Raw genomic sequence first — 25,865 nt, forward strand, 5'->3', positions numbered from 1 at the left:
CCGGAGCCGGGCGGGCATTGAGATTTGCAACTTGCAGCCCATATCCAATTGCAAGGGAGGCCTTGCCGTGCGGACCATACAGGCGGCCATCGTTGCGGCCATCGTTGCGGCGATCGTAGCCGTCGCCCCGGCTCTCTCTCCCCTTCCGGCCGGTGCGGGGGAGAACGGCAGCCTTGTCCTGACCATCTCGATCGACGGTGCGATCGGACCGGCGGCGGCCGGCTACGTCAAGGACGGCCTGGCCAAGGCCGCCGAGCGCCGCGCCGCCGTTGTGGTTCTTCGTCTCAACACGCCAGGCGGACTGGTCACCAGCATGCGCGAGATCATAGCCGACTTGCTGGCGTCCCCCGTTCCGGTCATCGGCTATGTTGCACCATCGGGCGCCCATGCAGCCAGCGCCGGGACCTACATTCTTTACGCCACCCATGTCGCGGCGATGGCGCCCGGCACCAATCTTGGTGCCGCAACGCCGGTGCAGATTGGCAATCCCATGCCGGGACTTCCGGGCGGCACCCCCGACAAGAACGACAAGGAAACGAAGGAAAGGCCGAAGAACACCATGGCCGAGAAGGCGACGAACGATGCCGTCGCCTTCATCCGCAGCCTCGCCGAACTGCGCGGCCGCAATGCCGACTGGGCCGAGAAGGCCGTCCGAGAGGCCGCCAGCCTCTCCGCCAACGCCGCGCTGCAGGAGCGCGTCATCGAGATCGTCGCCCGGGACGCGGCCGACCTGTTGAGGCAAGTCGATGGTCGCGCGGTGGAGATCGCCGGCGAAAGGCGACACCTGGCGACAAAGGGCGCCACCGTCGAAGCGATCGATCCCGGATGGGTTTCGCGATTCCTGGCCGTCATCACCAATCCGAACGTCGCGCTGATTCTGCTGCTGATCGGCATCTACGGCCTGATCTTCGAATTCACCTCCCCCGGTGCTGTGGCGCCGGGAATCGTCGGCACGATCTGCCTGCTGCTGGCCCTCTATGCGCTCAATCTGCTGCCGATCAACTATGCCGGCCTCGCCCTGATCCTGATCGGCATCGCGCTTCTGACCATCGAGGCCTTCAACCCGACCATCGTCCTCGGCGTCGGCGGACTGGTCGCCTTTGCGCTCGGCGCGGTGATGCTCTTCAAGTTCGAAGCGCCGGGCTACCGGCTGTCATGGACGGTGGTCGGATTGGCGACTGCAATGTTCGCCGGCCTCATGCTCGTCGTGCTCGGCTCGGTCTGGCGCGCCCGCAAGGGACCGATACGGGTTGGCGCGGCAGCCATGAACGGCGTCCCTGCCGAGGTTCTCGACTGGTCCGAAAACGAAGGTCACGTCTTCGCGCAAGGTGAGCGCTGGAAGGCCCGCGGCATCGAAGCCTTCAAACCGGGAGATGTGGTCGAGGTAGCCAACATCAACGATTTGACGCTGGTGGTACGGCGCCTTCCGCGCTGACCGACGAGAGAGGTCCGTCATGATGCTTGATTATCTGACCTATGCCGCGTTCGCGGTGCTCATCATCATATTTCTGGCTTCCGCCATCCGCATCCTGCGCGAATACGAGCGCGGCGTGGTGTTCACGCTGGGCCGCTTCACCGCCGTGAAGGGACCGGGGCTCATCATCCTCATTCCCGTCGTGCAGCAGTTAGTGAAGGTCGACCTCAGGGTGACGGTGCAGGTCGTGCCGCCGCAGGACGTCATTTCGCGCGACAACGTTTCGGTCAAGGTGAACGCCGTTCTCTACTTCCGCATCGTCGATCCCGAGCGCGCGATCATCAAGGTCGGCGATTACATGGCCGCGACCAGCCAGCTGGCTCAGACCACCCTGCGCTCGGTGCTCGGCAAGCACGAGCTGGACGAGATGCTCGCCGAGCGGGACAGGCTCAACGCCGACATACAGGAGACCCTCGACCAGCAGACCGACGTGTGGGGCATCAAGGTCACCGCCGTCGAGATCAAGGACATCGATCTCAATGAAACCATGGTGCGCGCCATCGCCAAGCAGGCCGAGGCAGAAAGGCTGCGGCGCGCCAAGGTGATCAACGCGGTGGGCGAACAGCAGGCGGCCGAGAAGCTGGTCGAAGCCGGCCGGATCCTCGCTCAGCAGCCGGAGGCGATGCAGTTGCGATATTTCGCGGCACTGCACGACATCGCCGGCGAGCGGTCCTCGACCGTGGTCTTTCCGCTCCCGGTCAATCTGCTCGAACGTTTCGGTCCAAAGAGCGAGTCAACGTGAACGCACCTCCGGCCACAGCCCTCACGGATTCCAGCCGCCGCTGCCATAGGGGCGCGTGATGATTTCGAGCAGGTGACCGTTCGGGTCCTCGAAATAGAGACCGCGCCCGCCGTCGTGGTCGTTGATCTCGCCGGGCTTTTTGCGGCCGGGATCGGCCCACCAGGTCAGCTTCCGCTCGCGAATGCGGCTGAAGATCGCGTCGAACTCGGCATCGCCGACCAGGAAAGCATAGTGCTGGCGGGCGATCTCGCCGTCGATGTTCATGTAGTCGAGGTTGGCGTCGTTGGCGGTGGTGACCATGTAGAACGGTCCCCAGCGCCGCGGCGGCGGCAATCCCAATATCCCGGCGAGGAAATCGGCCGAGGCCTTGCTGTCGCGGGTCGAGAGGATGGTGTGGTTGAAGTCGACGGCCATGTGGAAAGCCTCCGCACCTGAGTACGTCGATAAGCCTGTCGCCGAAGGACGGTTCCGCCCGATCGACCGTTCGCAACTGCAATGTGATCGAAAGCCAGGCGAGCGGATGCGCCGCTCGCGGGACCAAACGGCGCGGTGAAGAGCGCGGACGATCTCAACCCGCGGCCGTCGCGCAGATATCGGAGCCACCGGATCCTGCCAGTCGAGCCGGTCAGCCTTGCCAAGGCGCCGCCAACGATCAACAATGCCGCGAAGCCGGCAATGTTGCGCGGTCTGGCACATGCCCGGCCGCCCGGTCAAAATAGAACCGGATCGGACGGCCGCTGCCGGCGACCGCAGCCGGCAAGCGAGACTTCACGCCGAAAGAGCCGACGCCAAGCCCGCCAATCTTCCCGCAGACCGCCTCTGGATACTGCAAATGACCAGCACCTCCCTGCCAAAGCCCATGCCGCCACGGCCCTTCCTGGCGGTCATCCGGACCATCGACAGGTTCACGACGCTGACCGGCTACTTGTTCGTGCTCTTCATCATCCCCCTGGTGCTCGCAAACGTTTACGAGGTCTTCGCCCGCTACTTGCTCAGGAGCCCCACCATCTGGGCGCTCGATGTGACGACCATGTCGTATGCCGCGCTGTTCATGCTGGGATCGGCGCTGGCGCTGCTCAAGGGCGCCCATGTGCGCACCGACATGCTGTGGGAGGGGTTTTCGGACCGGACCAAGGGCATGATCGACAGCCTCGCCTTCATCGTGTTCTTCCTGCCGACGATGGCCGTGCTGTTCTACATCTCGATCGACGACTTCCTCTACTCGGTGTCGATCGACGAACGCTCGAGCTCCGGGGCCTGGACGCCGATAATCTGGCCGCTGCGCGGGGTCATCCCGCTCACCGCCTTCATGCTGGCGCTGCAGGGCATCTCGGAGCTGATGAAGAGCCTGTGGGCATGGCGCACCGGCGAGTTCCTGACCAAGCACGAGAAGATCGAGGTCTGAGCATGGGCTTTTCGGAGTTTCTCGGTCTCGTCATGCTGGTCGGCATGGTCGCCGTCATCTTCATCGGTTTCCCGATTTCCTTCACGCTGCTGTTTCTCGCAATCGTGTTCGGTGGCTTCGGCCTGGGTTGGGAGCAGACCTTCAACCTCAGCTACCTGCAGATCTGGGGCACGATGAAGGACGAGATCTTTCCGGCCGTGCCGCTGTTCATCTTCATGGGTTACATGACGGAGCAGGCCGGATTGATGGAGCGCCTGTTCGGCGCCATGCGCAGCCTGCTCGCACCGGTGCGCGGCTCGCTCTATCTGGCGGTTATCCTGACGGCGACGATCTTTGCCATGGCGACCGGCATCGTCGGTGCGGCGGTCACCGTGCTCGGCATCATGGCAGCGCCGATGATGATCAAGACCGGTTACGACGCCCGGCTGTCCTCGGGGGCGATCGCCGCCGGCGGCACGCTCGGGATTCTCGTCCCGCCCAGCGTCATGCTGGTGGTGATGGGCCCGGTGATGGGCGTTCCCGTCAACCTGCTCTACTCGGCGGCGCTCGGTCCGGGCTTCCTGCTTGCCGGCTGCTACATCGCCTACACACTGACCCGGAGCTTCATGAACCCCAAGCTCGGCCCGGCCATGACCATGGAGGAGCGCCAGACCGCCTACAAGGAGATGACCACCGAAAGGGTGGGAATGCCGGTGCTGGTCCTGGCGCTGCTCTGTCTCATGGCGATCGTCTATCTGCTCGCCGGCGTGCTGCTCGACCTCGTTGGCGTCCCGCCCGTCCCGGTGACGGTCGGCAGGATCAGCGTGTCGGTTGCAGCGCTGGCGCCGGCGCTGCTGGCGGCGTTGGCCTATGTCCGCAACGCCTATTTCCGTGCCGTCGTGCTTGGCATCGCGCCGCTCAGCGCGCTGATCGGCTTTACGCTCGGCACCATCGTCGGGGGCCTCGCCACGCCGACCGAGGCCGCCTCCTGCGGGGCATTCGGCGCCACCATCCTGGCGTTCGTCTACGGCCGGCTCAGCGTGAAGTCGCTCACCAATGCGGGCATCGGCACCATGGTGACATCAGCCATGGTGCTGTTCCTGGCGGTGGCCTCGACCGTGTTCGGCGCCGTCTTCACCAAGCTCGGCTCGGCCAATCTGATCACCAGCTACCTGCTCGCGGTCCCCTTGAGCGACTGGTGGAAGCTCGCCCTCATCATGGCGATCTTCTTCATCCTCGGCTGGCCGTTCGAATGGCCTGTCATCATCCTGGTGTTCCTGCCGATCGCCCTGCCGGTGGTGGAAAAGCTGCAGCTCGGCCTCGGCAAGCTCGACCTGCTGATCTGGTTCGGCACGCTCACCGCCGTCAACATGCAGACCGCTTACTTAAGTCCGCCCGTCGCCATGTCGGCCTATTATCTGCGCAACGTGGTGCCGAGCTGGAGCCTGTCGACGATCTACAAGGGCATGGCCGACTACATGGTGATCCAGGTCTTTGCCCTCATCCTGCTGCTGCTGTGGCCGCAAATCGCGCTGTGGCTGCCGCATGCGGTGAGGTAGCAAAAAGGGGCGGCGCTGCCGCCGCCCCTCGATCCCTGTTCTCCGGCGCTACTTCTCCTTCGGCGGATAGTAGTAGTCCGCCTGGAACGCGTAAGGCGGGAACATGAAGCGCTTGGCCGGCACCACCTTGGCGGCATAGGCCCTCTGGGAGTCGTAGACCTTCTTGAAGAAGGGGTTCTTGGCCGACTCGGCGGCCGCGAACTCGTCCCAGGTCTTGAGGAAGGCCTGGTTGATCTCGGGCGGCGTAGTCAGCAGCTTCACATTGTGCTTGTCCGCGAATTCGGCGATCGCATCCGCGTTCTGCCGCTGATAGCTCGCCCACCAGCGCAGGAACGTTTCCGAAAGCGCCGACTTGATCGCTTCCCTGTTCTGGTCCGGCAGGCTGTCCCACACTTCCTTGTTGAAGGCCATCTCGGCCACCGACGCGCTCTCGTGCATGCCCGGCGTGTAGTGGTACTTCCACACGGTGTGCAGCCCGAGCCGCTGGTCCTCGATGCCGCCGACCCACTCGGCACAGTCGATGGTGCCACGCTCGGCGGCGGGCAGGATTTCACCACCGGGCATGTTGACCACCGCCATGCCCATCTTGGAATAGAGCTCGGCGACGATGCCCGTCTGTCGGCACTTCATGCCGCGGAAGTCGTTGAGGTCCTTGATCGGGCGCTTGAACCAGCCGAGCGCCTGCGGGCTCGGCGGCATGCTGGGGAATGCAACCAGGTTGAGCTTGAGCTCCTTCTGGTAGAACTCGTTCCAGAGGGCGAGGCCGCCGCCCTCATAGACCCAGCCGACGAAGTCGACGGGATCCATGCCGGCGATGCCGGCCGGGGTATTGGCGAACAGGGTCGCAGCCTTGTTCTTGCCGAACCACCAGTAGGAGATGCCCCAGGCGCCGTCGATCACCTTCTTGTGCGCTGCGTCGAGAATCTCGAACGGCGGAACGATGGCGCCGCCCGGCAGGGCCTCGATCTTGAGCTGACCCGCCGTCAGCTTGTCCACCCGCTCGGCGAAGAACTTCAAGGCATCCTGCGCCGTGGACGACGGCGGCACGGCCGACTGCACTTTAAGCGTTCGGGCCTGCTGCGCGTGCGCTGCACCCGCAAGCCCCAGGGTAGCGGTGGCCGCGGCAACCAGGGCCGCGGCGACGAACGAAGTATATCGCATCACTTGCTCCTCCCTCTTGTTTGTTTTCTCCTGTTAACAAGCAGCAGGTGGGCTAGCGGGCCCGCCTGCGCGAAGCCTACGCGAGTTGGATGCCTTGCGCCACAACGATGCGGACCGCGCCCGCCGGCAAGGCGACTTGCCGCAGCTTGTCGACGGGATTGCAGGCGGGAGAGCGCAGGCCCGCCACGGCTCTCGGAGATTGCGACCTCAACTCAAAATATGGAAAACAACCCCATGCAAAGTAGCATTGCGTCGTCGGCCGGCTTCTTCGGTAATCCGGAATAAGACTTGACACGTCGGGCAAATCAGCGGTATTGGTCCATCATCGCGCGATCCGTGACGGTCCATACGCGCTTCTGGCGCTGGGCGCAGAAGGGAGTCTGGTGGCCACCGCCGAGTTCGCCGGCTTCATGGATTGTCTGGTGACGGCGCACAGTGCAGGTTAAATTCGCGTGCTGACGTTCTCGCAGGCGATGAAGGGGCCGTAAGGACGCTGCTGCGCGGTTCGGCCAACGCAGCTCATTCTCGCGGCGCGTCGATCCTAATTCCCCTTGATTCCGGCCTCCTTGACCAGCCTGCCCCATTTTTCGCTTTCGCTTGCGATGAAGCGCGCGAACTGCTCGGGCGACATCGGCGCGGGCTCGGCGCCGAGGGTACGGATCTTCTCGACCACCGAAGGATCCTTCAACGCCTTGACGAAGGCGTCGTTCAGCCTGGCGACGATTTCGGCCGGCGTGCCGGCGGGCGCGACGAGGCCGAACCAGCCGACTGATTCGAAACCGGCAAGGCCGCTCTCGGCCAGCGTCGGCACGTCGGGCAAGGACGGCAGCCGGCGTGCGGCGGACACGCCGATGGCTTTGAGCTTGCCTTCGAGGATCAACTGCCTCGATGCCGGGATATCCAGCACCGCAAAGGGAACGTGGCCTGCCAGCACGTCGACGGTGGCCGGCGCCGTGCCGCGATACGGGACGAGTTCCATGGCGACGCCGGCCTTCTGCGTGAACAGGGCAGCGGTGAGATGCATCGCGGTCGCGTTGCCGCCATGACCGATCGACAGCTTGCCCGGCTTTGCCTTGGCGAGCGCCGCCGTCTCCGCCACGTTGCGCACCGGTACGTCGCCGGACGCCACGAGCACGAACGGGATTTCCGCCAGCAGCGTGATGGGCGCGAGATCCTTGGGATCGAACGGCATTCCCTGGCTCAGATGCGGATTCACCGTCAGCGCGCCGGCGGGCGCAACGCCAAGCGTGTAGCCATCAGGCTTGGCCTGGGCGACCGCGGCCATGCCGATATTGCCGCCGGCGCCGGCCCGGTTTTCGATCACGAGGCTCTGCTTGAGCTCTGCCGCAACCGCCGGCTCGAGCGCGCGGATGACGATGTCGGCGCTGCCACCCGGCGGGAAGGTGACGATGACTTTGATCAGCTGCTCCGGAAAGGCCGCGTGGCCAGCTTGCGGCAGCATGGCGAGTACAGCGCCGACGAGCGCAGCCAGAACGCTCCGCCTTGCGATGTGAAACATGTCTTCCTCCCCTGTGTGCATTCTTTTCGTTGCGGCGGATGCCGGCGACGTCAGGCCGGCAGCATGACGCCCGGCCTTGCGATTGCCGCGCCATGCGCCGCACCGATGATGCGCGAAATCAACGCGTCAGGATCGTCAGGCGCGACCTTTCCTCGCCAGGCGATGTGCTGGTCCGGCCGCACCAGCACGAGCTTCTCGGCAAAGGCATTGTCGGCTTCATCGGCCGCGATATCGACCGACGCGAGCGGCATGCCGCGCCGTTCGGCGGCGGCACGCAGCGGAGCAACGTCGATCGCGCGATCGAACCGCAGAAGCGTATAGCCCGGCCCGAACGCATCGTAGAGCGAGCGCCCGTCGCGCAGGAACAGATGCGGAGCACGCGCGCCGGGAACGGTCGACGGCGTGAAGCTTCCCATCGTATAGGGCGGCGGTGTTTCGCCGTCATAGGCGATGATCGGCGAGGCGTCGTAGTAGTAGCCGAAGTTGAGGCCGGCGCAGCAATATTGCTGGACATTGAGATCGTATGCCGCCTTGGCGAGCGAGGCGCGCGCAGCGTGGCCACGCGGCGTATCGTCCTCGATCTCGGCCGAGACCCCGCTACGCTGCGCCATCATGGCGAGCGCATGGTCCATGGCAAAACGCGACACCTGCTCGGTGATCGGCTGGCGCTCGGCTTCGTAAGCGTCGAGGATCGAGGCCGGCGCCCAGCCGTTGAGATGGGCGGCCAGTTGCCAGCACAGATCGACGGCGTCGGCGATCCCCGCATTCATGCCGTAGCCGGCATAGGGCATCCACAGATGCGCGGCATCGCCGCAGATGAACACCCTGCGATCGCGGAAGCGGTCGGCGACCAGGCGGCGGCCGACCCAGTCCTCCTCGCTGAGAATCGTATACTGGAAATTCTCGTCGACGCCGAGGATGGCGCGGATGGCCCAGTCGCGATCCACCGAGTCGAAGTCCGGTTCATCCGACTTCAGATGATTGTGGATCAGCCAGCGGTCATGGCCGTCGATGGCAACCGTGGTGCCGGAGCGACGCGGGTTGAGCGAGAGCACCATCCAGGCCGGCTTGTGCGGCAACATCAATTCCCTCAGTTGCGGCGCCTCGATATAGGTAGATTGCACGCGCTGGATCACTGGCGTGCCCGACAGGGTCGCGCCGATCGACTTGCGCACCATCGAACGGCTGCCGTCGCACCCGATCAGGAAGGCGGCCTCGATGCGGAACGAGGTTCCGTCGTCGAGGTTGCGGGCCTGCGCCACAACCCCATGGTCGTGCAGCGCGATGTCGACGATTTCCGTGCGCGGCAGAATTGCGATGCGCGGTTGCGCAGCGGCATGGTCGAACAGGATCGGCTCGAGATAGACCTGGTTGATGCGGTGCGGCGGCTCCGGTGTCGGCCACCAGGTATCGGGTCCGCCGGTTGCGCTGTAGCGGGTGGCGCGGCCAGGGATATCGATGCGGCAGAGTTCGATGCCGGTCGCCGTGGTGCGATAGGAGCAGTCGTTGGGAAAATCCGCGGGCAGTCCGGCCTCGCGCAGCCTGGCGGCGACGCCGAGCCGTCGAAAAATTTCCATCGAGCGCGACGAGACGTGGTTGCACTTGACGCTGGGCGGGTCGCCGGCATGGCGGATTTCGGCGACCACGACATCGATGCCGCGCGATGCGAGATCCATGGCGGCCGTCAGTCCCACGGGCCCCGCGCCCACGATCAATACCTGGGTCTTCATCGCTTCCCCTAAAGCCTTCTGCCCGCCGTTGCGGTGCATGATGCATTCTAGAGAAGGATCGTTTATGAGATTAGACTGAAAGAACTCATCAATTCATGAGCTTTTCATATGAATGTAACCTTGCGGCAGCTGCGGGCCTTCGCCGCCGTGTATCGCACGCGCAGCATCACGCGCGCCGCGCGCGAGCTCGCCATCACGCAGTCGGCGGCAAGCCTGCTGATCCAGCAGCTCGAAGCCCAGCTCGGCGTGAGACTGTTCGACCGCTCGACGCGCGCCGTGCAGCCGACGCCGGCGGCCGACGAAGCCTTCCACGCGGCCGAGCGAATGCTGAACGATGCGCAGGCGTTGTCGCGGCGCATGCGCGACCTCGCCGAGGCGCGTGCCGGGCGCGTAGCGTTCCTGGCGTCCGCCGGCGCCGCATCGGCGCTGCTGCCGCGGGTGCTGGCGAAATTCCGCACCGCCCATCCCGACATCGAGATCGACATGCGCGATGTGGCGGCCGACGACCTGGTGCCGCGCATGATCGCTTCAGATGCGGAATTCGCCATCGGCAGCGTCGAAGGCGAGATCGCGGGGCTAACCATCGAAACGCTGATCAGCGGGCGGCTCAGCGCCATCGGCCGGCGAACCACCGAGTTCGCCGCACGGCGTTCGCTGACATGGGACGACCTGGCCGGGCAGCCGACCATCGCGATGCGGCGCGAAACGCGAATCCGCATGCAGATCGACCTGGCGCTGGCGCAGCAGGGCAAGCGCCTCTCCCCGACCTATGAAGTCACGCTGATCAACACCGCGCTCGCCATGACGGCGCAGGGGCTGGGGCTTGCCATCCTGCCCGCCACGATGCTGCCGACCGATCAGTTTCCAACGCTGATTGCAAAGCCGCTGGCGCGGCCGGCCATCTCGCGGCCGGTGTCGCTATTGCGTCGCCAAGGCCGAACGCTGTCGCCGGCCGCAAAGGCTTTCGTGTCCGTCGCACGGAAGGCGCTGGGAGCGAGCCTCGATCATCACCGCGCCGCCTCGAGTCCGGCGAGCACGGCCGTCAGGTTGGCGCCGAGAATATCCGAGAGATAGCCGCCTTCCTGCACCAGCACCGTCGGCAGGCCGAGCCGTGCCAGCGCAGCACCGATGCGGCGGAAGCCGTCGGTGGTGACCGCCAATCCCTTGAGCGGATCGTGCTCGGACGCATCGAGGCCAAGCGCGACCACCAGCGCGCCGGGCGCGAAGGCGTGGATGGTCCTCGCCGCCGCCTCGAACGCTAAGAGATAGCCGTCGTCGCCGGTGCCGAGGGGCAACGGGATGTTGAGATTGGCCCCCAGCCCTTCGCCCGCGCCGCGCTCGTGGGCGTAGCCCCAGACATAGGGATAGTAGAAGGCGGGATCGGCATGGATCGAGACGGTGAGGACGTCGGCGCGTTCGTAGAAGATGCCCTGCGTGCCGTTGCCATGGTGGACGTCGACGTCGAGGATCGCGACGCGCTCGTGGCGCAGGCGCAGATGGGCGGCGGCAACCGCGCTGTTGTTGAGAAAGCAGAAGCCGCCGGCCACGTCGCGGAAGGCGTGATGACCGGGCGGACGGCACAGCGCGTAGACGGCGTCCTCGCCGTCCAGCACCAGCTGCGCCGCGGTCGCTGCGACATCGGTGGCTGCGCAAGCCGCGGCGAAGGTGCCCGGCCCGATCGGGCAGCCGGTGTCGGCGGTGTGCCAGCCGAGCCGGCCGACGATGTGCGTCGGATAGGTCGCCGCATGCCGCACGGGATGCACATTGGCGATCATCTCGGGCCCGGCGTCGCCAAGCGCCGACCAGGCGTCCCAGGCGGTGGCAAGAAAGTCGAGATACTCCGGACTGTGCACGCGCGCCCGCGGCCCCTGCCCGAACCCGGTCGGTGCGATCAATTCGTGCTTGCCGGCGGCAAGCCCGGCCAGCAGGCGGTCGGCGCGCTCAGGCTGCTCGGTGGTGCGCTTGACCACGCCGCGAACCAGGAAGAATCGCGGATCGTGGCTGCGATGCAGCTCGGTGTAGACGGCTTTCACTGAAACACTCCCTTGCTGTGCTGCCGGAAGAGCGGTGCAACCCAATTCGCGAGGACGATGACTGCGCCTTGCTTGTTCATCGCAGGTAACGCTTCTCGTCGATCTTCACCCGGTCCATGTCCTGCAGGCGGAAGATTTCCCCGACCGGGACGATCTCCTTGTCGACATTCTGGATGCCGCCGTCCTTCAGGATGGCGGCGAAGACATCCTGCATCGCCGTGACCGCGGCGCGGATGGCGTGGTTGCCGTAGATCACCATCCGGATTTTTCCGAGCGCGCGAATACGCGCCGCGGTCATCTCGGGATAGGCGGTCGGGACGATGACGATCGGCGCCCTACCCTTGAAGGCGCGCACGAAGCTCTCCACCTCATCGGGCGTCCTCTGTTTGGAATGAATCAGGATCATGTCCGCCCCGGCCTCCTCATAGGCCGCGGCCCGCTTCAGCGCTTCCGGCTCCCCGAGGCCGGCGATCAGCGCTTCATCGCGCGCGATCACCAGGAAACCGGCATCCGTCCGCGCCTGGCAGGCGGCCTCGATCTTGCCCTGGAACTCCTCGATCCGCAGCAGCTCCTGGCGGCCGCCGGCGACGAGGCTGGTCACCTTCGGAAACGACTTGTCCTCGATCACGACGGCGGCGGCCCCTGCCCGCTCGTATTGCCTGACGGCGTGGATCACGTTGATGGCGTTGCCGAAGCCGGTGTCGATGTCGGCGACGACCGGCAGGTCGACACGCTCGGCCATGGCGCGCATCATCTCGAGATGCTGCGTCATCGAAATCAGGCTGACATCGGCAAGACCGTAGAGCGCCGAGAGCTCGAAGCCTGACGCCCAGATGCCGTCGAATCCCGCCTCCTGCGCCAGCCGCGCGGACAGCGGGCTGTGCGCCGCCATGATGTGGACGAGGCCGGATTCGGCCATCTTGTCCCTGAGCAGGCGCCCTTTGCCGGTCATGTGCAGGTTTGCTCCTCGAGTCGGCATGGTGTTTCCCAGACAGATACAGGAAATCTGACGGGATGGCACATCGGAGACCACCGCCGCCGGGCGCGATCGTGCAGCCAGCAGCAGCTTGCTGCTCTTGCGGTTTGGTAGAGCACGAGAATCGGGCGAGAGCCGGCCCGCATCAGGATGCGGCGAACGCGGGCCGGGGTGGTATGACCGGGAGGAGAAATCACCCACCTGCCGCCGATGCAATGGCGGCTCTCTCGAACTCTACTGGTTTGAGCATGATCCCTCGGGTCGAGCCGAGGGCACGCTTTTCTCTAGACGACACTCGACGGCGGAGCACGCCGTGAGGCCAACCGCTCCGACGGATCGCGACCTACGCTGGCGCGCAACTCCGCCAGATCGAGAAAAATGTCGGCCTGACGGCGCAGCTCGTCGGCGATCATCGGCGGCTGGCAGGCGATGGTGGACACCACCGTCACCCGTACGCCGCGGCGTTGCAGCGCTTCCACCAGCGAGCGAAAATCGCCGTCGCCGGTGAACAGCATGATCTCGTCGACATGGGGCGCGATTTCCATCGCACCGACCGCAAGCTCGATGTCCATGTCCGCCTTGACCTTGCGGCGCCCCGAGGCGTCGACGTACTCCTTTGTCACCTTGGTGACGGCGGTGTAGCCGTTGTAATCGAGCCAGTCGACCAGCGGCCGAAGCGAGGAAAACTCCTGGTCCTCGACGATGGCGGTGTAATAGAACACGCGCACCAGAGTGCCGCGGCCTTGCAGCTCCTTGAGCAGCTTCTTGTAGTCGACGTCGAAACCGAGCGCCCTTGCGGTCGCGTAGAGATTGGCGCCCTCGATGAACACGGCGATCTTCGACTGCGGGTTCAACAACATCAGGCGCTTCAATTCTCTTCGGGATGAGTACGGTCGATCTGCAAAATGCGAAACGGAAACGAACGATAGGCGATCGCTAGTGCCGTCTCGCTCGCTCTGCGGAGCCGAAGGCGATCGCCTCTTCAGGGTTCGTGCAGAGATCGAGAACCGCGATGGTCGCCTGCACAAAGGCCAAGTAATTGCGACAGGAGGTCAGAAGGCCGAGATGGACCAGTTCAAGGCCGGCTTCCCATATCTCTTCGGACGCGGATGGCCCCGCATGCCCCTCCCCCTGCAGGACCAGGGGACGCAAACCGCGGCCGCGTTGCCAAATCAGCGCTGCCGGCTCCGTGTCGTTCGAGGAATGGACCAGTCGCAGGCGCGGCTTCGACATATCAATCTCCACTGCAAGCGAGAGCTGCCGTTTCGTCCCTGAATGGAAAGCGTAACGGCCGGACGACCCGGCGGCCATTGCACGGAAGTATGCTTCGGACCTTACTTTGGTTGGGAGGCATATACCTAGGTATAGATGCAGCCGGCCGCGCCATGGCGAGCATCGCCACCAGCATCAAACCGGTGCTGCCAGCGAAGACCGGGACATTGCAACCTTGGTATAGGTTGCCAATTCCTTTCGATACGGCTCCTAGCCCTCCGTATAATTGAGCTTTGATCTCAACCCGCTAGTCTGGCTGCACTCCGCAGCCTCGCCCCGGCGAGCTGCGCTCGAAGGGACGAACGCTACACGGAGGCAAGAATGTGCGACGGTGAGCAGAATGTCCGGAACGGAGTCGAAAATCGCTGCGCGGTGTGTCAGGGAAGGTTTGGCTTGATCAGGTACTACTCCTGGCGGTCCGCCCTCTGTTCCAAGAAGTGCGTTGATCGCTTCAAGGCCCGCCGGGAGGGCGACAACCGGTGGATCCATCGATTTCGAGCTGCCTGATGGCCAGGCGCCAGATCAGATTCGTGCTGGTCAACGAAAGGACGCCGATCTCGCCTTCGCGGTGCGTGATGTGCTGCACGCCCATCGGCACGGGCTATGTACGGGAAATCGGCACGCGGTTCGCATATTGCGATTCCAGCTGCTACACCAGCCACCGCAGAAGCGCGTTGTTGAGCTGGCCTGCCCAGGACCGGCTGACGGCTGGCGAAACCATTTCTCAGACAAACATCGTTTGAGGCTGGCGCGCGAATTGCCGCGCGCCCTCCGCCGGGTCGGTTTTCAAAGCGTACGGGCTTTGAGCAATCCAGTCGCCCGCGCGGTTATCGTCCCGCTGCGCCGTCGGACGCCAAGGTCCGTTGCACACATTCCAGCAACTGCGTCTCATCGAACGGTTTGCTCAGGAAACAGACTGCGCCCCGTTTCATGGCACGTTCGCGAATTCGCTCCTCGGGAAACGCCGTGATGAAGATGACGGGGATGTTGAAGCCGTTCGCGACCAGATGGTCCTGCAGCTCGAGCCCGCTCATGCCCGGCATTTCGACATCGGCAACGATGCAGAGCGTGTCCTTCAGCCGCGGCGAGCCGAGGAACTCGATTGCGGAAGGGTAGGCCCGCACCGCAAACCCCATCGACGTCAACAGCCGTTCCACCGCCCCGCGTATCGAGGCATCGTCGTCAATGATCGAGATTACCGGGCCCTGCACGCGACCGACCTTCCCTTGGGATTGCTTCGACCATTGGCCGGCCATCGAATGAGGAAAGCTACGATCTAATCTGCCGCAGCGGAACTATACCTAGGTTTCGAGTGCAGCGGTTTCTTTCGCATTCGCGTGCATGCTGTCTTTGGGACCGTGAGCCGTCATGCTGCGACGCCCGGTTCAGCGGCGGGCGCCCGAAGTTATTCCTAGCGCTTCCGCCATCCTGACGAGGTCGGCTACCGATCTTGCGCCCATCTTCTTCATGAGATGACTGCGATGCACTTTGACCGTAATCTCGCTGACGTCGATTTGCGCGGCAATCTGCTTGCTCAAAAGTCCGCCGGCGACCAGGGCCATGATCTCGCGCTCGCGCGATGTCAGTGAGGCGAAGCACGTCTTCATGTCGGCGATCCTCTTCTCCGCGTCGCGTCGCGCCTGATCCCGCTGGATCGCCGAGGCTACCGCATCGAGGAGATCCTGATCGCGAAACGGCTTGATCAGGAAATCGACGGCGCCGGCCTTCATCGCCCGCACCGTCATCGGGACATCGCCGTGCCCGGTGATGAACACGACCGGAATCCTGATGTCGGCGTTCATCAGCTCGGCCTGGAAGTCGAGCCCGCTTACTCCGGGCAGCCTGACGTCGAGCACGAGGCAGCTTGGGACGTCCGGACGCCCGCTCTTCAGGAATTCCTGGGCCGACGCAAAAACCTCGACCCGCAACCGTACGGAATAGAAAAGCCTCGCAAGGGCCTGCCGGGTCGGCGCGTCGTCGTCGACCACGAAGACAATCGGCTCTTCTACGCTCGCGGCCGCACCGGCTGACAACTTGAGCGGGGTCACCTTGCAGTCCTTCCGCACACGGGCGAGCCCCGCAGCGGGGCTTGCGACGCAAACATGACGGCATCGACTATATCCAATTGCATTGTTCCGGGTAAAGCGGCCGGCTTGCTCCGCTGCGACGGATCGCCGTTCGCCTGCTCGGGCGCGGGCGGGCACGCCAAGCTTGCACCGCCAGCGTATGTATACGCGAGCACGAAGGACGTCCTTCGGCGGGTCTGCAGGATGTGCCCGGCCCCTGCTTGCCGCGGCATGTTCTGCATCCACCGCAAATGCCGGAAATGCATGCCATGCCGCGCCGGCTATGGCAGAATGGCTGCCGAAGGTCGGCCTGCTCGAGCGGACGATCGTGACAGCCAGGGCCGACAAGTCAGTCCGATAGCGACCACCGGAGTACGGCGGAGTGCGCCCGTTGGAGCAATCATATCGGTTCGGCCACGATGCGGAATACAGCTTCCGCACGTTTGTGGATTTTGCAGCCGATGCGTACATCGTCCACGACGAGGATGAAGCCATTGTCGATGCGAACCACCGGGCCTGCGAAATCCTGGGATACGACCGCGAACAGCTGATCGGGAAGACCCGCTTCGACATCGATGCCGATCTCAACGAATCGACTGTGAAGGGTCTCAATGAGAGCCTGAAAAAGGGCGAATTTCTCACAATTGAGACTCGCTACCGACGAGCGGATGGAACGGTTTTCCCCGTTGAGGTTCGCCTGCGACGTTTCCAGGATGGTGGCCGCACACTGAGCATATCCATGGTCCGTGACGTCACGGTGCGCAAACAGGCGGAAGCAGCCTTGCGCGAAAGCGAGGAGCGCTTTCGCACGCTCGTGCAATTCTCGTTCGATGTGTACTGGGAAAGCGACGCGCAACATCGCTTTACTCGCCAGGAGTTCGCCGAGTGCGTCGTCGATGCACCGGACCGGGGTTCCGAACTCGGCAAAACCCGGTGGGAAGTGTCCTATCTGGAGCCCGATGAAGAGGCCTGGCGCAAGCATCGGGAGACGCTTGACGCTCACCTGCCGTTCCGCGACTTCGAGCTCGCGCGACCCATGCCCGACGGTAGCAAGCGTTACGTATCGGTCTCGGGAATGCCGGTGTTCGACGAAGACGGGCGCTTCGCCGGCTACCGCGGCGTCGGGAGGCACATCACGGAACGAAAACAAGCGGAGCAGGCCTTGCGCGAAGCGCAGGCGGAGCTGGCGCACGTCAACCGCGTGACGACCATGGGTCAGCTCACGGCCTCGATCGCGCACGAGCTCAACCAGCCGATCGGCGCTGCTGTTATCAACGCTCAGGCAGCCTTGCGCCTGCTGAGCGCCAACCCGCCCGATCTCGAAGAGGTCCGCCAGGCCCTCGGCCAGATCGTCGAGAGCGGCAGACGGGCCGGCGAAGTGATGAGCCGCGTCCGCACCCTCATCAAGAAGGCGCCGCCCGGCGGCAGCCGCTTCGACTTGAACGAAGCGATCCTCGACGTCATCGCCCTGACCCGGAGCGAGATGCTGAAGCACGGTGTCGCGCTGCAGACGGACCTTGCGGCTGGCTTGCCGTCCCTGGACGGCGATCGCGTTCAGCTGCAGCAGGTGATCCTCAATCTGCTGATGAATGCAGCCGAGGCGATGAGCGATCTCGGCGAGGAGACGCGCGAACTGCTCATCGGCACGCAGACGGATGCCGCAGGCGGAGTGCTCGTTGCCATCAGGGATTCAGGTCCTGGCCTGGACCCGGCAAGTGCACACCGCGTTTTCGAGGCCTTCTACACCACCAAACCCGATGGTCTGGGGATGGGTCTGGCGATCTGCCGATCGATCATCGAGGCGCACGGCGGCCGGCTCTGGGCAAGTGCAAATGAGCCTCGGGGCGCGGTTTTTCGATTTACGTTGCCGCCGAGGCAGGAGGCCGTTCAGGCGCGGCAGGCTGACGGGACGCCGGCCGGATAGGCTTTGCGTCGAGCGTCTTCCGCAAACACTTGCGGGGCGATTTCGACGACATCGCTGTCGTTGAAATCGCCCCGCTGCAATTGAAGGCCAGACTTGCAGGCTGCCCGATCGACGTCGGTTAGCCGAACTGGTTCATCGTGTTGTGCGCACCGCCCGCCTTGAGAGCGGCTTCGCCCGCGAAGTATTCCTTGTGGTCGTCGCCGATGTCGGAGCCGGCCATGTTCTGGTGCTTGGCACAGGCGATGCCCTGACGGATCTCGGCGCGCTGGACGTTCTTCACGTAACCCAGCATGCCCTGCTCGCCGAAATACTCCCTCGCAAGATTGTCGGTCGACAGTGCCGCCGTGTGATAGGTCGGCAACGTGATCAGATGATGGAAGATGCCGGCACGCTTGGCCGAATCGGCCTGGAAGGTGCGGATGCGCTCGTCGGCTTCGATCGCCAGCGGCGTGTCGTCGTACTCCGCCTTCATCAGCTCGGCACGGTTGTACTTGCTGACATCCTTGCCGGCTTCCTTCATCGCGTCATAGACCTGCCAGCGGAAGTTGAGCGTCCAGTTGAAGGACGGCGAGTTGTTGTAGCACAGCTTCGCGTTCGGGATCACCTCGCGGATGCGATCGACCATCTGGGCGATCTGCTCGATATGCGGCTTCTCGGTCTCGATCCACAGCAGGTCGGCGCCGTTCTGCAGCGAGGTGATGCAGTCGAGCACGCAGCGGTCTGCGCCGGTGCCGGGGCGGAACTGGTAGAGGTTGCTGGCGAGCCGCTTCGGACGCATCATCTTGCCGTTCTGGTTGATGATGACATCGCCATTGCGGGCGTTGGCGGCCGTCACTTCCTCGCAATCGAGGAAGCTGTTGTACTGGTCGCCGAGGTCGCCGGGCTCGTGGCTCACGGCGATCTGCTGCGTCAGGCCGGCGCCGAGCGAGTCGGTGCGGGTCACGATGATGCCGTCCTCGACGCCGAGCTCGAGGAACGCGTGACGGCAGGCGCGGATCTTCGCCAGGAACACCTCGTGCGGCACGGTGACCTTGCCGTCCTGGTGGCCGCACTGCTTCTCGTCGGAGACCTGGTTCTCGATCTGCAGGGCGCAGGCACCCGCCTCGATCATCTTCTTGGCGAGCAGGTAGGTCGCTTCCGCGTTGCCGAAGCCGGCGTCGATGTCGGCGACGACCGGCACGACGTGGGTCTGGAAGTTGTCGATCTTCTCGATCAACGCCTTTTCCTTCGCCTTGTCGCCTTCCTTGCGGGCGGCGTCGAGGCTGCGGAAGATATCGTTGAGCTCACGCGAGTCGGCCTGACGCAGGAAGGTGTAGAGCTCCTCGATCAGGGCCGGCACCGAGGTCTTCTCGTGCATCGACTGGTCGGGCAGCGGTCCGAACTCGGAGCGCAGCGCGGCGATCATCCAGCCGGAGAGGTATAGATAGCGGCGATCGGTATTGCCGAAGTGCTTCTTGACCGAAATCAGCTTCTGCTGGGCGATGAAGCCGTGCCAGCAGCCCAGCGACTGGGTGTACTTCGTGCTGTCCGCGTCGTAGCGCGCCATGTCGGCGCGCATCAGCGCCGCGGTGTAACGGGCGATGTCGAGGCCGGTCTTGAAGCGGTTCTGCAGGCGCATGCGCGCCACGGCCTCGGCGGTGACGCCGTTCCAGGTCTCCTTGGTCTTGAGGAGCGCTTCGGCGGCCTCAATCTCGCTCTGGTAGGAAGCCGGTCCCTGGATGGCCCGGTCGCTGATTCCGCGCGGTTGGAAGTTCATGTCCGTGTTCCCTTCGGTAACGACAATCTTGGGAGTGTTTGTAAGGGCTATAACGCCGGTCGCTAGCCATTCCGCAGAAAACTTGTCACACTTTACAAGAAAATGATGTATTGTTGTAATACCATTACAGAACGCAGGAATTCGATATGGTTACCTCCAGCACCCGTTCGGTCTTCATGGGACCACGACTGCGACGGCTTCGGCGCGATCTCGGCCTGACCCAGGCGGACATGGCGGCCGATCTCGAGATTTCCGCCCCTTACGTTGCGCTTCTGGAGCGCAATCAGCGCCCGGTGACGGCGGACATGCTGCTGCGCCTTGCCCGCACCTACAAGATCGACCTGGCCGATCTCGCCGGCGATCGCGGGGCGGATCACACGGCGCGGATGCAGTCGATCCTGAAGGAACCGATGTTTTCCGACATCGATATCCCCGCGCTCGAAATCAGCGACCTCGCCGTAAGCTACCCGGGAATGACCGAAGCATTCCTTCGCCTTTATACGGCCTATCGCGAGGAACAGCTGGCGCTTGCGGAGCGCAGCGCGCCGGCGCCCGCGGGCGCAGCGTCGAACGAGCTGAGCCTCGACGCCAACGATCCCGTTGCAGAAGTCAGGCGATTTCTCGCGGCGCGCCGCAACAACTTTTCCAACCTCGACGATGCAGCCGAGCGCATCGTGCAGGTACCTGCCGGGCCGAACGGATTGATCGAACGGCTTCGCGGTCGCCACGACCTTCAAGTCCGGTACCTGCCGCCGAGCGTCATGCTCGGGTCGACCAGGCGACTGGACCTGCATCGCAGGCAATTGCTGCTCGAGGACTCGCTCGACAACGCGAGCCTCAATTTCCAGCTGGCCAAGCAACTTGCCTATCTCGAAATGGAGGACGAGATCGGCGCGGCGCTGCAGGCCGGCAAGTTCACGAGCAAGAGCGCCGAATTGCTGGCGCGGCGGGCGCTCGCAGCCTACGCCGCCGGCGCGCTGATCATGCCGTATTCCATGTTCGCGAAAGCCGTCGACGCACGCCGCTACGACCTGGAGGCGCTGGCGCGTCAGTTCGGCACCAGCTTCGAGCAGACCGCCCATCGCGTCACCACGTTGCAGAGGCCGGGTCTGGAGAAGGTCCCGTTCTTCCTGATCCGGGTCGATCCGGCCGGCAACATTTCCAAGCTGCTCGACGGCGCCGGATTCCCGTTTGCCAAGCACGGCGGCGCCTGCCCGCTGTGGTCGGTGCACGGGGTGTTCAGGACGCCGCGCCAGATCGTCACGCAGTGGCTGGAATTGCCCGACGGACAGCAGTTCTTCTCGATCGCCCGCACCGTCACCGCCGGCGGCGGCTCGTTCGGGGCAATCCGCGTGGAGCGCGCCATCGCCATCGGTTGCGCTGCCGAGCATGCCGGCCAGCTGATCTATACCCGCGACGGACAGAGGCCGCGCGCCGACGAGGCGACGCCGATCGGCGTCGCATGCCGCGTCTGTCACCGCCCGAAATGTGCGGCACGCTCGGCGCTCCCGATCGGCCGTGAGCTTCTTCCCGACGATTTCAGGACGTCGAGCGTCCCGTTCGGGTTCTCGGCGGACTGACGAGCCCGAGGCCCTGAGTCGTTCAAGGCATCGAGGCGGCCGCGCTTCAATGCTTAGCGCCGGCCGGAGGGCGGTTTGACGTCTTTGACTTCCACGTCTTCGAAGCGCAGCGTCGCAATCACGCGGTCGCGCACCGCGCCGCTCAGATCGATCTGTACCGCCCAGTCGCCGTGCATCTCGAGCTCGAGGCGCACCTTGTAGACGCCCTTCTCCGCCTGCTCGGTCGCCTTGACCGGGCGCAAATTGTGCAGGCCGGGCATGGAAGGCATGTCCGCTCCGACGGAAACGGTAAGCCCGGAGAGCGGCTCGCCGGAGCGCGCATTCGCAAGCTTGATCGTGCAGTCGTACTCCAGCACCTCGCCGGCCGCGACGCAGGTCACGGCAGCCTTGGCGCGCACCTGGCCGAGCGCGGCTTGCGGGTACAAGGCCAGCAGCGCCGCCACGGCGACAGCCAGGCAAACGATCGCTCTCATCGCGGTCCTCGTCCGGTTCGCGGCGCTCCGGAAACCGCGTTCCGGAACAATCGGCCGATTCCGTGCACCAGCCGCTCATCGAGCAGGCCGCGCGGACGAACAATCAGCAGCAACGCGACCAGACCACCGAAGATGATCATGCGGTAGCCCGCAAACAGTCGCACCGACTCGAGGAGGCCGACGTCGATCACGACCCCGAGCAGCGGTCCAAGTGCAGTGCCGAGCCCGCCGATCAGACCATAGGCAAGGGAATGGACCCCGAGCATGACATCAAAGCTTCGCGGCTCTACATAGGTGGTCAGATGGGCGTAGAGGCCGCCGCCGACCGCCGCGAGCGCACCGGCGATGCCGGCCGCGAGAACCTTGTATCGGGCGACCGCGATCCCCTGCAGCGAGGCGAGCGTCGCATCCTCGCCGATCATGCGGAAAATGACGCCAAGCCGCGAGCGTTCGAGCAACATGAAGCCGGCGAGCGTGACCGCCAGCATCGCGTAGATCAGCATCATGAAATCGAAAATCTCGATGTTGTGATCGAAGATGTAGCGAATGTTGCGGAAGCCGTCGGTGCCGTCGGGTCCAACTCGTTCGCCGTCGACGTCGACCTGATAGCGCAACAGCTCGAACAGGATTCGCACCATCTCGGCGAACGCAAGCGTCGCGATCGCGAACTGAAGCCCGTGAAGCCGCAGCGTCGGGATGCCCAGCGACACGGCGCAGGCGGCGCCCGCCGCCGCGCCAAAGGCAATACCCAGCGCCAGCGGCCAGCCCCACATCGCGGTTGCCATGCCGGCCGCATAGGCGCCGATCGCAAAGAACGCCTGCTGCCCGAAGGAGATTTCCCCGGTGAGCAGCAGGATATATGCGGACAGCGCGACGAACGAAATGACCCCGATGTTGGACAATACGCTGACCAGGTAATCGTCCATCGGTCACGCCCTGTACGACAGCTCGACGTCGGCCGTGCGGCCGAGCAAGCCGCCCGGACGCGCGACGAGGAAAGCGAACAGCACGAAATAGGCGAACAGGTCGCGCACCTGCGGGCCGAACAGCCAGTGGCTGTGCACCTCGACGATGCCGAGCAGCAATCCGCCGAGCAGCGCGCCGGGTATCGATCCGAGGCCGCCGATCATCATCGCGATCAGGCCCTTGAGCGTTACCCACATGCCGAACATCGGCGTCACCTGCTGGTCGACCGCCAGCACGAGAAAGCCGGCCACGCCGCCGATGGCCGACGCCGCGGCGAACGCCAGCATGACCGATCGCCGCACGTCCACGCCGACCAGATTCGCCGCAATCGGGTTGGCGATCACCGCGCGGAGGCCAAGGCCGAAGCGCGTGCGATAGAGCGCGAGTTGTACGACCGCGGCGAGCAGAACAGCGCCCGCCGCCATGATCAGGTGGTCGGGGCGAACCAGAAATGGACCGATCTCGAGCGCGGGGCCGGTCGCCAGCGGCGGAAACGGGTAGGTGTGACGCGGCAGGACCAGAACCGCCGCCTGCTCCAGTTGCATCCAGATCGCAAAACTCGACACCATCGACGCGATCCCGGCGCCGGCCTTCATCGGTGCGAAGCAGAGCCGCTCCACGTAGACGCCGGAGATCACCGCTCCGGCCACGACCGCGGCGGCGACCGCGAACGGCCCGGCGCCGAAGTCCAGATAGAGCACGGTGCCGAAATAGGCGCCGATCATGACCGATGGCCCGTAGGACAGGTTGAGACGCCGCATGACGCCGAAGATCACGGTGAAGCCCAGCGCGAGCAGCCCGTAGGACGAGCCGATCATCGCGCCGTCGATCGTATTCTGGATGAAATCGATCATCGGTCCCCGACCTGCCGGCTCAGCCGGCGGCGCGGCGGGTGCCGAGATAGGCCCGCTGGATCACCTCGTCTTCCGCCAGCTGACCGGGCGTGCCCTGGAAGGTGACGCGGCCCTGCTCCATCAGGAAAAACTGGTGCGCCACCTTCAGGGCCATGTGTGCATTCTGCTCCACCAGCAGGATGGTGGTGCCGTCGCGATTGAGCGCAGCGACGATATCGAAGATTTCTGCCACGATGAGCGGCGCGAGTCCGAGCGAGGGCTCGTCCATCAACAGCACGCGCGGGCGCGACATCAACGCGCGGGCGACCGCCAGCATCTGCTGTTCGCCTCCGGACAGCGTGCCGGCGAGCTGTTCCCTCCGCTCCTTCAGTCGCGGAAAGCGCCCGTACATCTGCTCCATGTCGGCGGCGATCTCGCCCTTGTCCCGGCGCTGATATGCCCCCGCCAGCAGGTTCTCGCGCACCGACATCTCCGGGAAGACCAGCCGGTTCTCCGGCACCAGCGCGACGCCGCGCGAGACGATCTTCGCGGGCGACAGCCCGACCAGCTCGGCGCCTTCAAGCCTGATCGAGCCGCGCCGGGGCCTGAGAATTCCGGCGATGCTCATCATCAGGGTGGTCTTGCCGGCGCCGTTCGGTCCGAGCAGGCAGGTGATCTTCCCGCCCTCGGCCTGCAGCGACACGCCCTTGAGCGCTTCGATCTTGCCGTAAGTCGTGACGAGGTCCGACACTTCCAGCATGGTTCACCTCACTGCGTGCCGAGATAGGCTTCGCGCACGGCAGCATCGTCCTGCACGGCAGCCGGCGGCCCTTCGGCGATCTTGCGGCCGAAGTTGAGAACGGCGATGCGGTCGGCGACCGACATGACCAGCTCGACGTGATGCTCGATCAACAGGACCGTAAAGCCGTCATCGCGCATCTTGCGGATGCGGGCATCGAGCTGATCGACTTCCTCGGCATTCATGCCCGCCGCCGGCTCGTCGAGCAGCAGAAGGTCCGGCCTTGCAGAAATGGCGCGGGCGAATTCCAGCCGCCGCTGCTCGCCAAAGGAGAGGTTGGCGGCGAGGTCGTGGCGCTTGTGCGCCAGGTCGAAGAATTCGAGCGTCCGCTCGATTTCCGCCTGCACGCCCGCGGAGCCGCCGAACCAGCGCTTGAAGAACATTTCCTGGCGCTGCTGGCGGGAATTCTGCGCGACCCAGAGGTTCTGCCAGACCGACAATTGCCCGAACAGCCGGATATTCTGAAATGTCCGTGCAATGCCAAGGCCAACCCGCGCATGGGACGGCAGGTCCGAGATATCGTCGCCGTTGAAGAGAATCCGGCCCGAGGTCAATGGAAACAGGCCGGTAACCAGGTTGACGATCGTGCTCTTGCCGGAGCCGTTCGGCCCGATCAGGCCGAGGATCTCGCCGCGCTTCACGGTCAGGTCGACGCCGTCCACCGCGTGGACGCCGCCGAAATGCTTGGCGATACCCTGAAGGTCAAGCACCGGAGCCCTCCTTGCGCGCAAGCAGCATGCGTTTCACGGAGGCGATGCCGCTGGCGTCGAGAAAGCCGCGCGGCCGCAGGTTCATTGCCAGCACGATCAGCGCTCCGAACAGCAGATTGCGCCAGTCGCCGAGGAAGCGCAGGCCCTCGATCAGGAAGCCCTGGATGAAGACGACGGCGAGCAGCGTGCCGAACACGTTCGAAAGCCCGCCCAGAATCGGATAGGCGATGGCGAAGGTCGCGAGAATGACGCCGAACTGCACGTGCTCGATATGCGTCGTGTAGTGCGCGAAGATGCCGCCGCCGATTCCGGCGATGACACCGCCGATGGTCATCGCCGACACCTTCACCGCCGTGACGTTGATGCCGGAGCTGAGCGCCGCCACCTCGTCTTCGCCGACCGCGCGCATCACGGCGCCGGCACGCGATTGATCGAGCCACCACAGGCATGCCATCACGATCGCCACCATCAGCCAGATGAACACGAGGACGTCGAAGGTGGTCCAGCCATGCTCCGGGAAGTAGCGGATCTGGCGAAAGCCTTCGGCGCCGTGCGGGCCGATCTTCAATTCGCCCGCCTGGATCTGGTAGGTGAAATTGAAGAAGAACAGGCGCACGGCCTCGCCGAAAGCGAGCGTGGCGACCACCAGCATCAATCCTTTGACGCGCAGCGCCGGGAATCCGACGGCGCAGGCGGTCAGGCCGGAGACGGCGGCGGAAACACCGAGCGCGGAAATTAGATGCCACTTGAAGATGACGGTGAGGATCGCCGCGACATAGGCGCCGACGGCGAAGAAGGCCGCCTGCGCCAGGCTCACCTGGCCGGTGAGCAGGACGCAATAGGCCGACAGGCCCAGCAGCGTATGGACGCCTATGACCTGTGCGAGACCGAGATAGAAATCCATGCCG

At 64.6% G+C, this 25,865-nt stretch carries 24 protein-coding genes; 7 read left to right on the plus strand and 17 right to left on the minus strand.

Annotation, left to right across the window (positions count from 1 at the left end):
• Positions 1–67 precede the first annotated feature (67 nt).
• Positions 68–1,435 (plus strand): NfeD family protein, encoded by a 1,368-nt coding sequence (locus ACT4OC_RS16655; protein ID WP_444840106.1) that lies wholly within the window; start codon positions 68–70, stop codon positions 1,433–1,435.
• Between the two features lie 19 nt (positions 1,436–1,454).
• Positions 1,455–2,216 carry a slipin family protein gene (locus ACT4OC_RS16660; protein ID WP_444840107.1) on the plus strand — a complete coding sequence of 254 codons (762 nt, stop codon included), beginning with the start codon at positions 1,455–1,457 and terminating at the stop codon, positions 2,214–2,216.
• 21 nt (positions 2,217–2,237) lie between these two features.
• Here ACT4OC_RS16660 and ACT4OC_RS16665 read toward each other — a convergent pair whose 3' ends face one another.
• Positions 2,238–2,630: a VOC family protein gene (locus ACT4OC_RS16665; RefSeq protein ID WP_444840108.1), complete on the minus strand. Its 393-nt coding sequence runs from the start codon at positions 2,628–2,630 to the stop codon at positions 2,238–2,240.
• Positions 2,631–3,048: 418 nt separating this feature from the next.
• Here ACT4OC_RS16665 and ACT4OC_RS16670 point away from each other — a divergent pair, with 418 nt between their 5' ends.
• Positions 3,049–3,621, plus strand: a complete 573-nt coding sequence (locus ACT4OC_RS16670; RefSeq protein ID WP_444840109.1) for a TRAP transporter small permease subunit — start codon at positions 3,049–3,051, stop codon at positions 3,619–3,621.
• 2 nt (positions 3,622–3,623) lie between these two features.
• Complete coding sequence (locus tag ACT4OC_RS16675; protein WP_444840110.1) at positions 3,624–5,159, plus strand: TRAP transporter large permease; 1,536 nt, start codon at positions 3,624–3,626, stop codon at positions 5,157–5,159.
• Positions 5,160–5,207: 48 nt separating this feature from the next.
• Here the strand turns inward: ACT4OC_RS16675 and ACT4OC_RS16680 are convergent, their stop codons facing one another.
• The 3 genes from ACT4OC_RS16680 to ACT4OC_RS16690 all read right to left on the minus strand — a co-directional run bounded on the left by ACT4OC_RS16680 (position 5,208) and on the right by ACT4OC_RS16690 (position 9,569).
• Positions 5,208–6,320, minus strand: a complete 1,113-nt coding sequence (locus tag ACT4OC_RS16680; RefSeq protein WP_444840111.1) for a TRAP transporter substrate-binding protein — start codon at positions 6,318–6,320, stop codon at positions 5,208–5,210.
• Positions 6,321–6,861: 541 nt separating this feature from the next.
• Complete coding sequence (locus tag ACT4OC_RS16685; RefSeq protein WP_444840112.1) at positions 6,862–7,839, minus strand: Bug family tripartite tricarboxylate transporter substrate binding protein; 978 nt, start codon at positions 7,837–7,839, stop codon at positions 6,862–6,864.
• A 50-nt stretch (positions 7,840–7,889) separates the two neighbouring features.
• Entirely contained in the window at positions 7,890–9,569 is a 1,680-nt protein-coding gene (locus ACT4OC_RS16690) for an FAD-dependent oxidoreductase (protein ID WP_444840113.1), read from the minus strand.
• 108 nt (positions 9,570–9,677) lie between these two features.
• Between ACT4OC_RS16690 and ACT4OC_RS16695 the strand changes: the two genes are divergently transcribed.
• Positions 9,678–10,643 (plus strand): LysR family transcriptional regulator, encoded by a 966-nt coding sequence (locus ACT4OC_RS16695; protein WP_444840114.1) that lies wholly within the window; start codon positions 9,678–9,680, stop codon positions 10,641–10,643.
• On the opposite strand, the gene ACT4OC_RS16700 is transcribed toward ACT4OC_RS16695, so the two are convergent.
• The 6 genes from ACT4OC_RS16700 to ACT4OC_RS16725 form a co-directional block, all read right to left on the minus strand.
• Positions 10,577–11,602, minus strand: a complete 1,026-nt coding sequence (locus ACT4OC_RS16700) for a histone deacetylase family protein (protein ID WP_444840115.1) — start codon at positions 11,600–11,602, stop codon at positions 10,577–10,579. The genes ACT4OC_RS16695 and ACT4OC_RS16700 overlap by 67 nt on opposite strands.
• Before the next feature lie 76 nt (positions 11,603–11,678).
• Complete coding sequence (locus ACT4OC_RS16705) at positions 11,679–12,554, minus strand: phosphonopyruvate hydrolase (RefSeq protein ID WP_444840116.1); 876 nt, start codon at positions 12,552–12,554, stop codon at positions 11,679–11,681.
• 308 nt (positions 12,555–12,862) lie between these two features.
• A complete protein-coding gene (locus ACT4OC_RS16710; protein WP_444840117.1) occupies positions 12,863–13,438 on the minus strand; it encodes a LabA-like NYN domain-containing protein in 576 nt (191 codons plus the stop codon).
• A 76-nt stretch (positions 13,439–13,514) separates the two neighbouring features.
• Entirely contained in the window at positions 13,515–13,811 is a 297-nt protein-coding gene (locus tag ACT4OC_RS16715) for a hypothetical protein (RefSeq protein WP_444840118.1), read from the minus strand.
• Between the two features lie 866 nt (positions 13,812–14,677).
• Positions 14,678–15,061, minus strand: a complete 384-nt coding sequence (locus tag ACT4OC_RS16720) for a response regulator transcription factor (protein WP_444840119.1) — start codon at positions 15,059–15,061, stop codon at positions 14,678–14,680.
• 174 nt (positions 15,062–15,235) lie between these two features.
• A complete protein-coding gene (locus ACT4OC_RS16725) occupies positions 15,236–15,898 on the minus strand; it encodes a response regulator transcription factor (protein WP_444840120.1) in 663 nt (220 codons plus the stop codon).
• Between the two features lie 409 nt (positions 15,899–16,307).
• On the opposite strand from ACT4OC_RS16725, the gene ACT4OC_RS16730 reads away from it, so the two are divergent.
• Complete coding sequence (locus ACT4OC_RS16730; protein ID WP_444840121.1) at positions 16,308–17,840, plus strand: PAS domain-containing sensor histidine kinase; 1,533 nt, start codon at positions 16,308–16,310, stop codon at positions 17,838–17,840.
• 118 nt (positions 17,841–17,958) lie between these two features.
• Here the strand turns inward: ACT4OC_RS16730 and ACT4OC_RS16735 are convergent, their stop codons facing one another.
• Positions 17,959–19,596: an isocitrate lyase gene (locus ACT4OC_RS16735; protein WP_444840122.1), complete on the minus strand. Its 1,638-nt coding sequence runs from the start codon at positions 19,594–19,596 to the stop codon at positions 17,959–17,961.
• Between the two features lie 146 nt (positions 19,597–19,742).
• Here ACT4OC_RS16735 and ACT4OC_RS16740 point away from each other — a divergent pair, with 146 nt between their 5' ends.
• Complete coding sequence (locus ACT4OC_RS16740) at positions 19,743–21,176, plus strand: helix-turn-helix domain-containing protein (RefSeq protein WP_444840123.1); 1,434 nt, start codon at positions 19,743–19,745, stop codon at positions 21,174–21,176.
• Between the two features lie 53 nt (positions 21,177–21,229).
• Here ACT4OC_RS16740 and ACT4OC_RS16745 read toward each other — a convergent pair whose 3' ends face one another.
• Genes ACT4OC_RS16745 through ACT4OC_RS16770 form a run of 6 tightly spaced genes read right to left on the minus strand, consistent with a single transcriptional unit; the run spans position 21,230 to position 25,861 of the window.
• Entirely contained in the window at positions 21,230–21,649 is a 420-nt protein-coding gene (locus tag ACT4OC_RS16745) for a FixH family protein (RefSeq protein WP_444840124.1), read from the minus strand.
• Positions 21,646–22,575: a branched-chain amino acid ABC transporter permease gene (locus ACT4OC_RS16750; RefSeq protein WP_444840125.1), complete on the minus strand. Its 930-nt coding sequence runs from the start codon at positions 22,573–22,575 to the stop codon at positions 21,646–21,648. Before ACT4OC_RS16750 ends, ACT4OC_RS16745 begins: the two co-directional genes overlap by 4 nt.
• Before the next feature lie 3 nt (positions 22,576–22,578).
• Positions 22,579–23,469, minus strand: coding sequence for a branched-chain amino acid ABC transporter permease (locus ACT4OC_RS16755; RefSeq protein ID WP_444840126.1), 891 nt, complete (start codon positions 23,467–23,469; stop codon positions 22,579–22,581).
• A 19-nt stretch (positions 23,470–23,488) separates the two neighbouring features.
• Positions 23,489–24,208 carry an ABC transporter ATP-binding protein gene (locus tag ACT4OC_RS16760; RefSeq protein ID WP_444840127.1) on the minus strand — a complete coding sequence of 240 codons (720 nt, stop codon included), beginning with the start codon at positions 24,206–24,208 and terminating at the stop codon, positions 23,489–23,491.
• A gap of 8 nt (positions 24,209–24,216) precedes the next feature.
• Entirely contained in the window at positions 24,217–24,957 is a 741-nt protein-coding gene (locus ACT4OC_RS16765) for an ABC transporter ATP-binding protein (RefSeq protein WP_444840128.1), read from the minus strand.
• A complete protein-coding gene (locus tag ACT4OC_RS16770) occupies positions 24,950–25,861 on the minus strand; it encodes a branched-chain amino acid ABC transporter permease (RefSeq protein WP_444840129.1) in 912 nt (303 codons plus the stop codon). Before ACT4OC_RS16770 ends, ACT4OC_RS16765 begins: the two co-directional genes overlap by 8 nt.
• Positions 25,862–25,865 lie beyond the last annotated feature (4 nt).

Origin of the sequence: Bradyrhizobium sp. (assembly GCF_052389815.1) — a bacterium.
Classification (GTDB): Bacteria; Pseudomonadota; Alphaproteobacteria; order Rhizobiales; family Xanthobacteraceae; genus Bradyrhizobium.

Coding starts and splice junctions, on each gene's coding strand:
- ACT4OC_RS16660 (WP_444840107.1), top strand. CDS start 1,455: ATGATGCTTGATTATCTGACCTATGCCGCGTTCGCGGTGCTCATCATC.
- ACT4OC_RS16665 (WP_444840108.1), bottom strand. CDS start 2,630: ATGGCCGTCGACTTCAACCACACCATCCTCTCGACCCGCGACAGCAAG.
- ACT4OC_RS16670 (WP_444840109.1), top strand. CDS start 3,049: ATGACCAGCACCTCCCTGCCAAAGCCCATGCCGCCACGGCCCTTCCTG.
- ACT4OC_RS16675 (WP_444840110.1), top strand. CDS start 3,624: ATGGGCTTTTCGGAGTTTCTCGGTCTCGTCATGCTGGTCGGCATGGTC.
- ACT4OC_RS16680 (WP_444840111.1), bottom strand. CDS start 6,320: ATGCGATATACTTCGTTCGTCGCCGCGGCCCTGGTTGCCGCGGCCACC.
- ACT4OC_RS16685 (WP_444840112.1), bottom strand. CDS start 7,839: ATGTTTCACATCGCAAGGCGGAGCGTTCTGGCTGCGCTCGTCGGCGCT.
- ACT4OC_RS16690 (WP_444840113.1), bottom strand. CDS start 9,569: ATGAAGACCCAGGTATTGATCGTGGGCGCGGGGCCCGTGGGACTGACG.
- ACT4OC_RS16695 (WP_444840114.1), top strand. CDS start 9,678: ATGAATGTAACCTTGCGGCAGCTGCGGGCCTTCGCCGCCGTGTATCGC.
- ACT4OC_RS16705 (WP_444840116.1), bottom strand. CDS start 12,554: ATGACCGGCAAAGGGCGCCTGCTCAGGGACAAGATGGCCGAATCCGGC.
- ACT4OC_RS16710 (WP_444840117.1), bottom strand. CDS start 13,438: ATGTTGTTGAACCCGCAGTCGAAGATCGCCGTGTTCATCGAGGGCGCC.
- ACT4OC_RS16715 (WP_444840118.1), bottom strand. CDS start 13,811: ATGTCGAAGCCGCGCCTGCGACTGGTCCATTCCTCGAACGACACGGAG.
- ACT4OC_RS16735 (WP_444840122.1), bottom strand. CDS start 19,596: ATGAACTTCCAACCGCGCGGAATCAGCGACCGGGCCATCCAGGGACCG.
- ACT4OC_RS16740 (WP_444840123.1), top strand. CDS start 19,743: ATGGTTACCTCCAGCACCCGTTCGGTCTTCATGGGACCACGACTGCGA.
- ACT4OC_RS16745 (WP_444840124.1), bottom strand. CDS start 21,649: ATGAGAGCGATCGTTTGCCTGGCTGTCGCCGTGGCGGCGCTGCTGGCC.
- ACT4OC_RS16750 (WP_444840125.1), bottom strand. CDS start 22,575: ATGGACGATTACCTGGTCAGCGTATTGTCCAACATCGGGGTCATTTCG.
- ACT4OC_RS16755 (WP_444840126.1), bottom strand. CDS start 23,469: ATGATCGATTTCATCCAGAATACGATCGACGGCGCGATGATCGGCTCG.
- ACT4OC_RS16760 (WP_444840127.1), bottom strand. CDS start 24,208: ATGCTGGAAGTGTCGGACCTCGTCACGACTTACGGCAAGATCGAAGCG.
- ACT4OC_RS16770 (WP_444840129.1), bottom strand. CDS start 25,861: ATGGATTTCTATCTCGGTCTCGCACAGGTCATAGGCGTCCATACGCTG.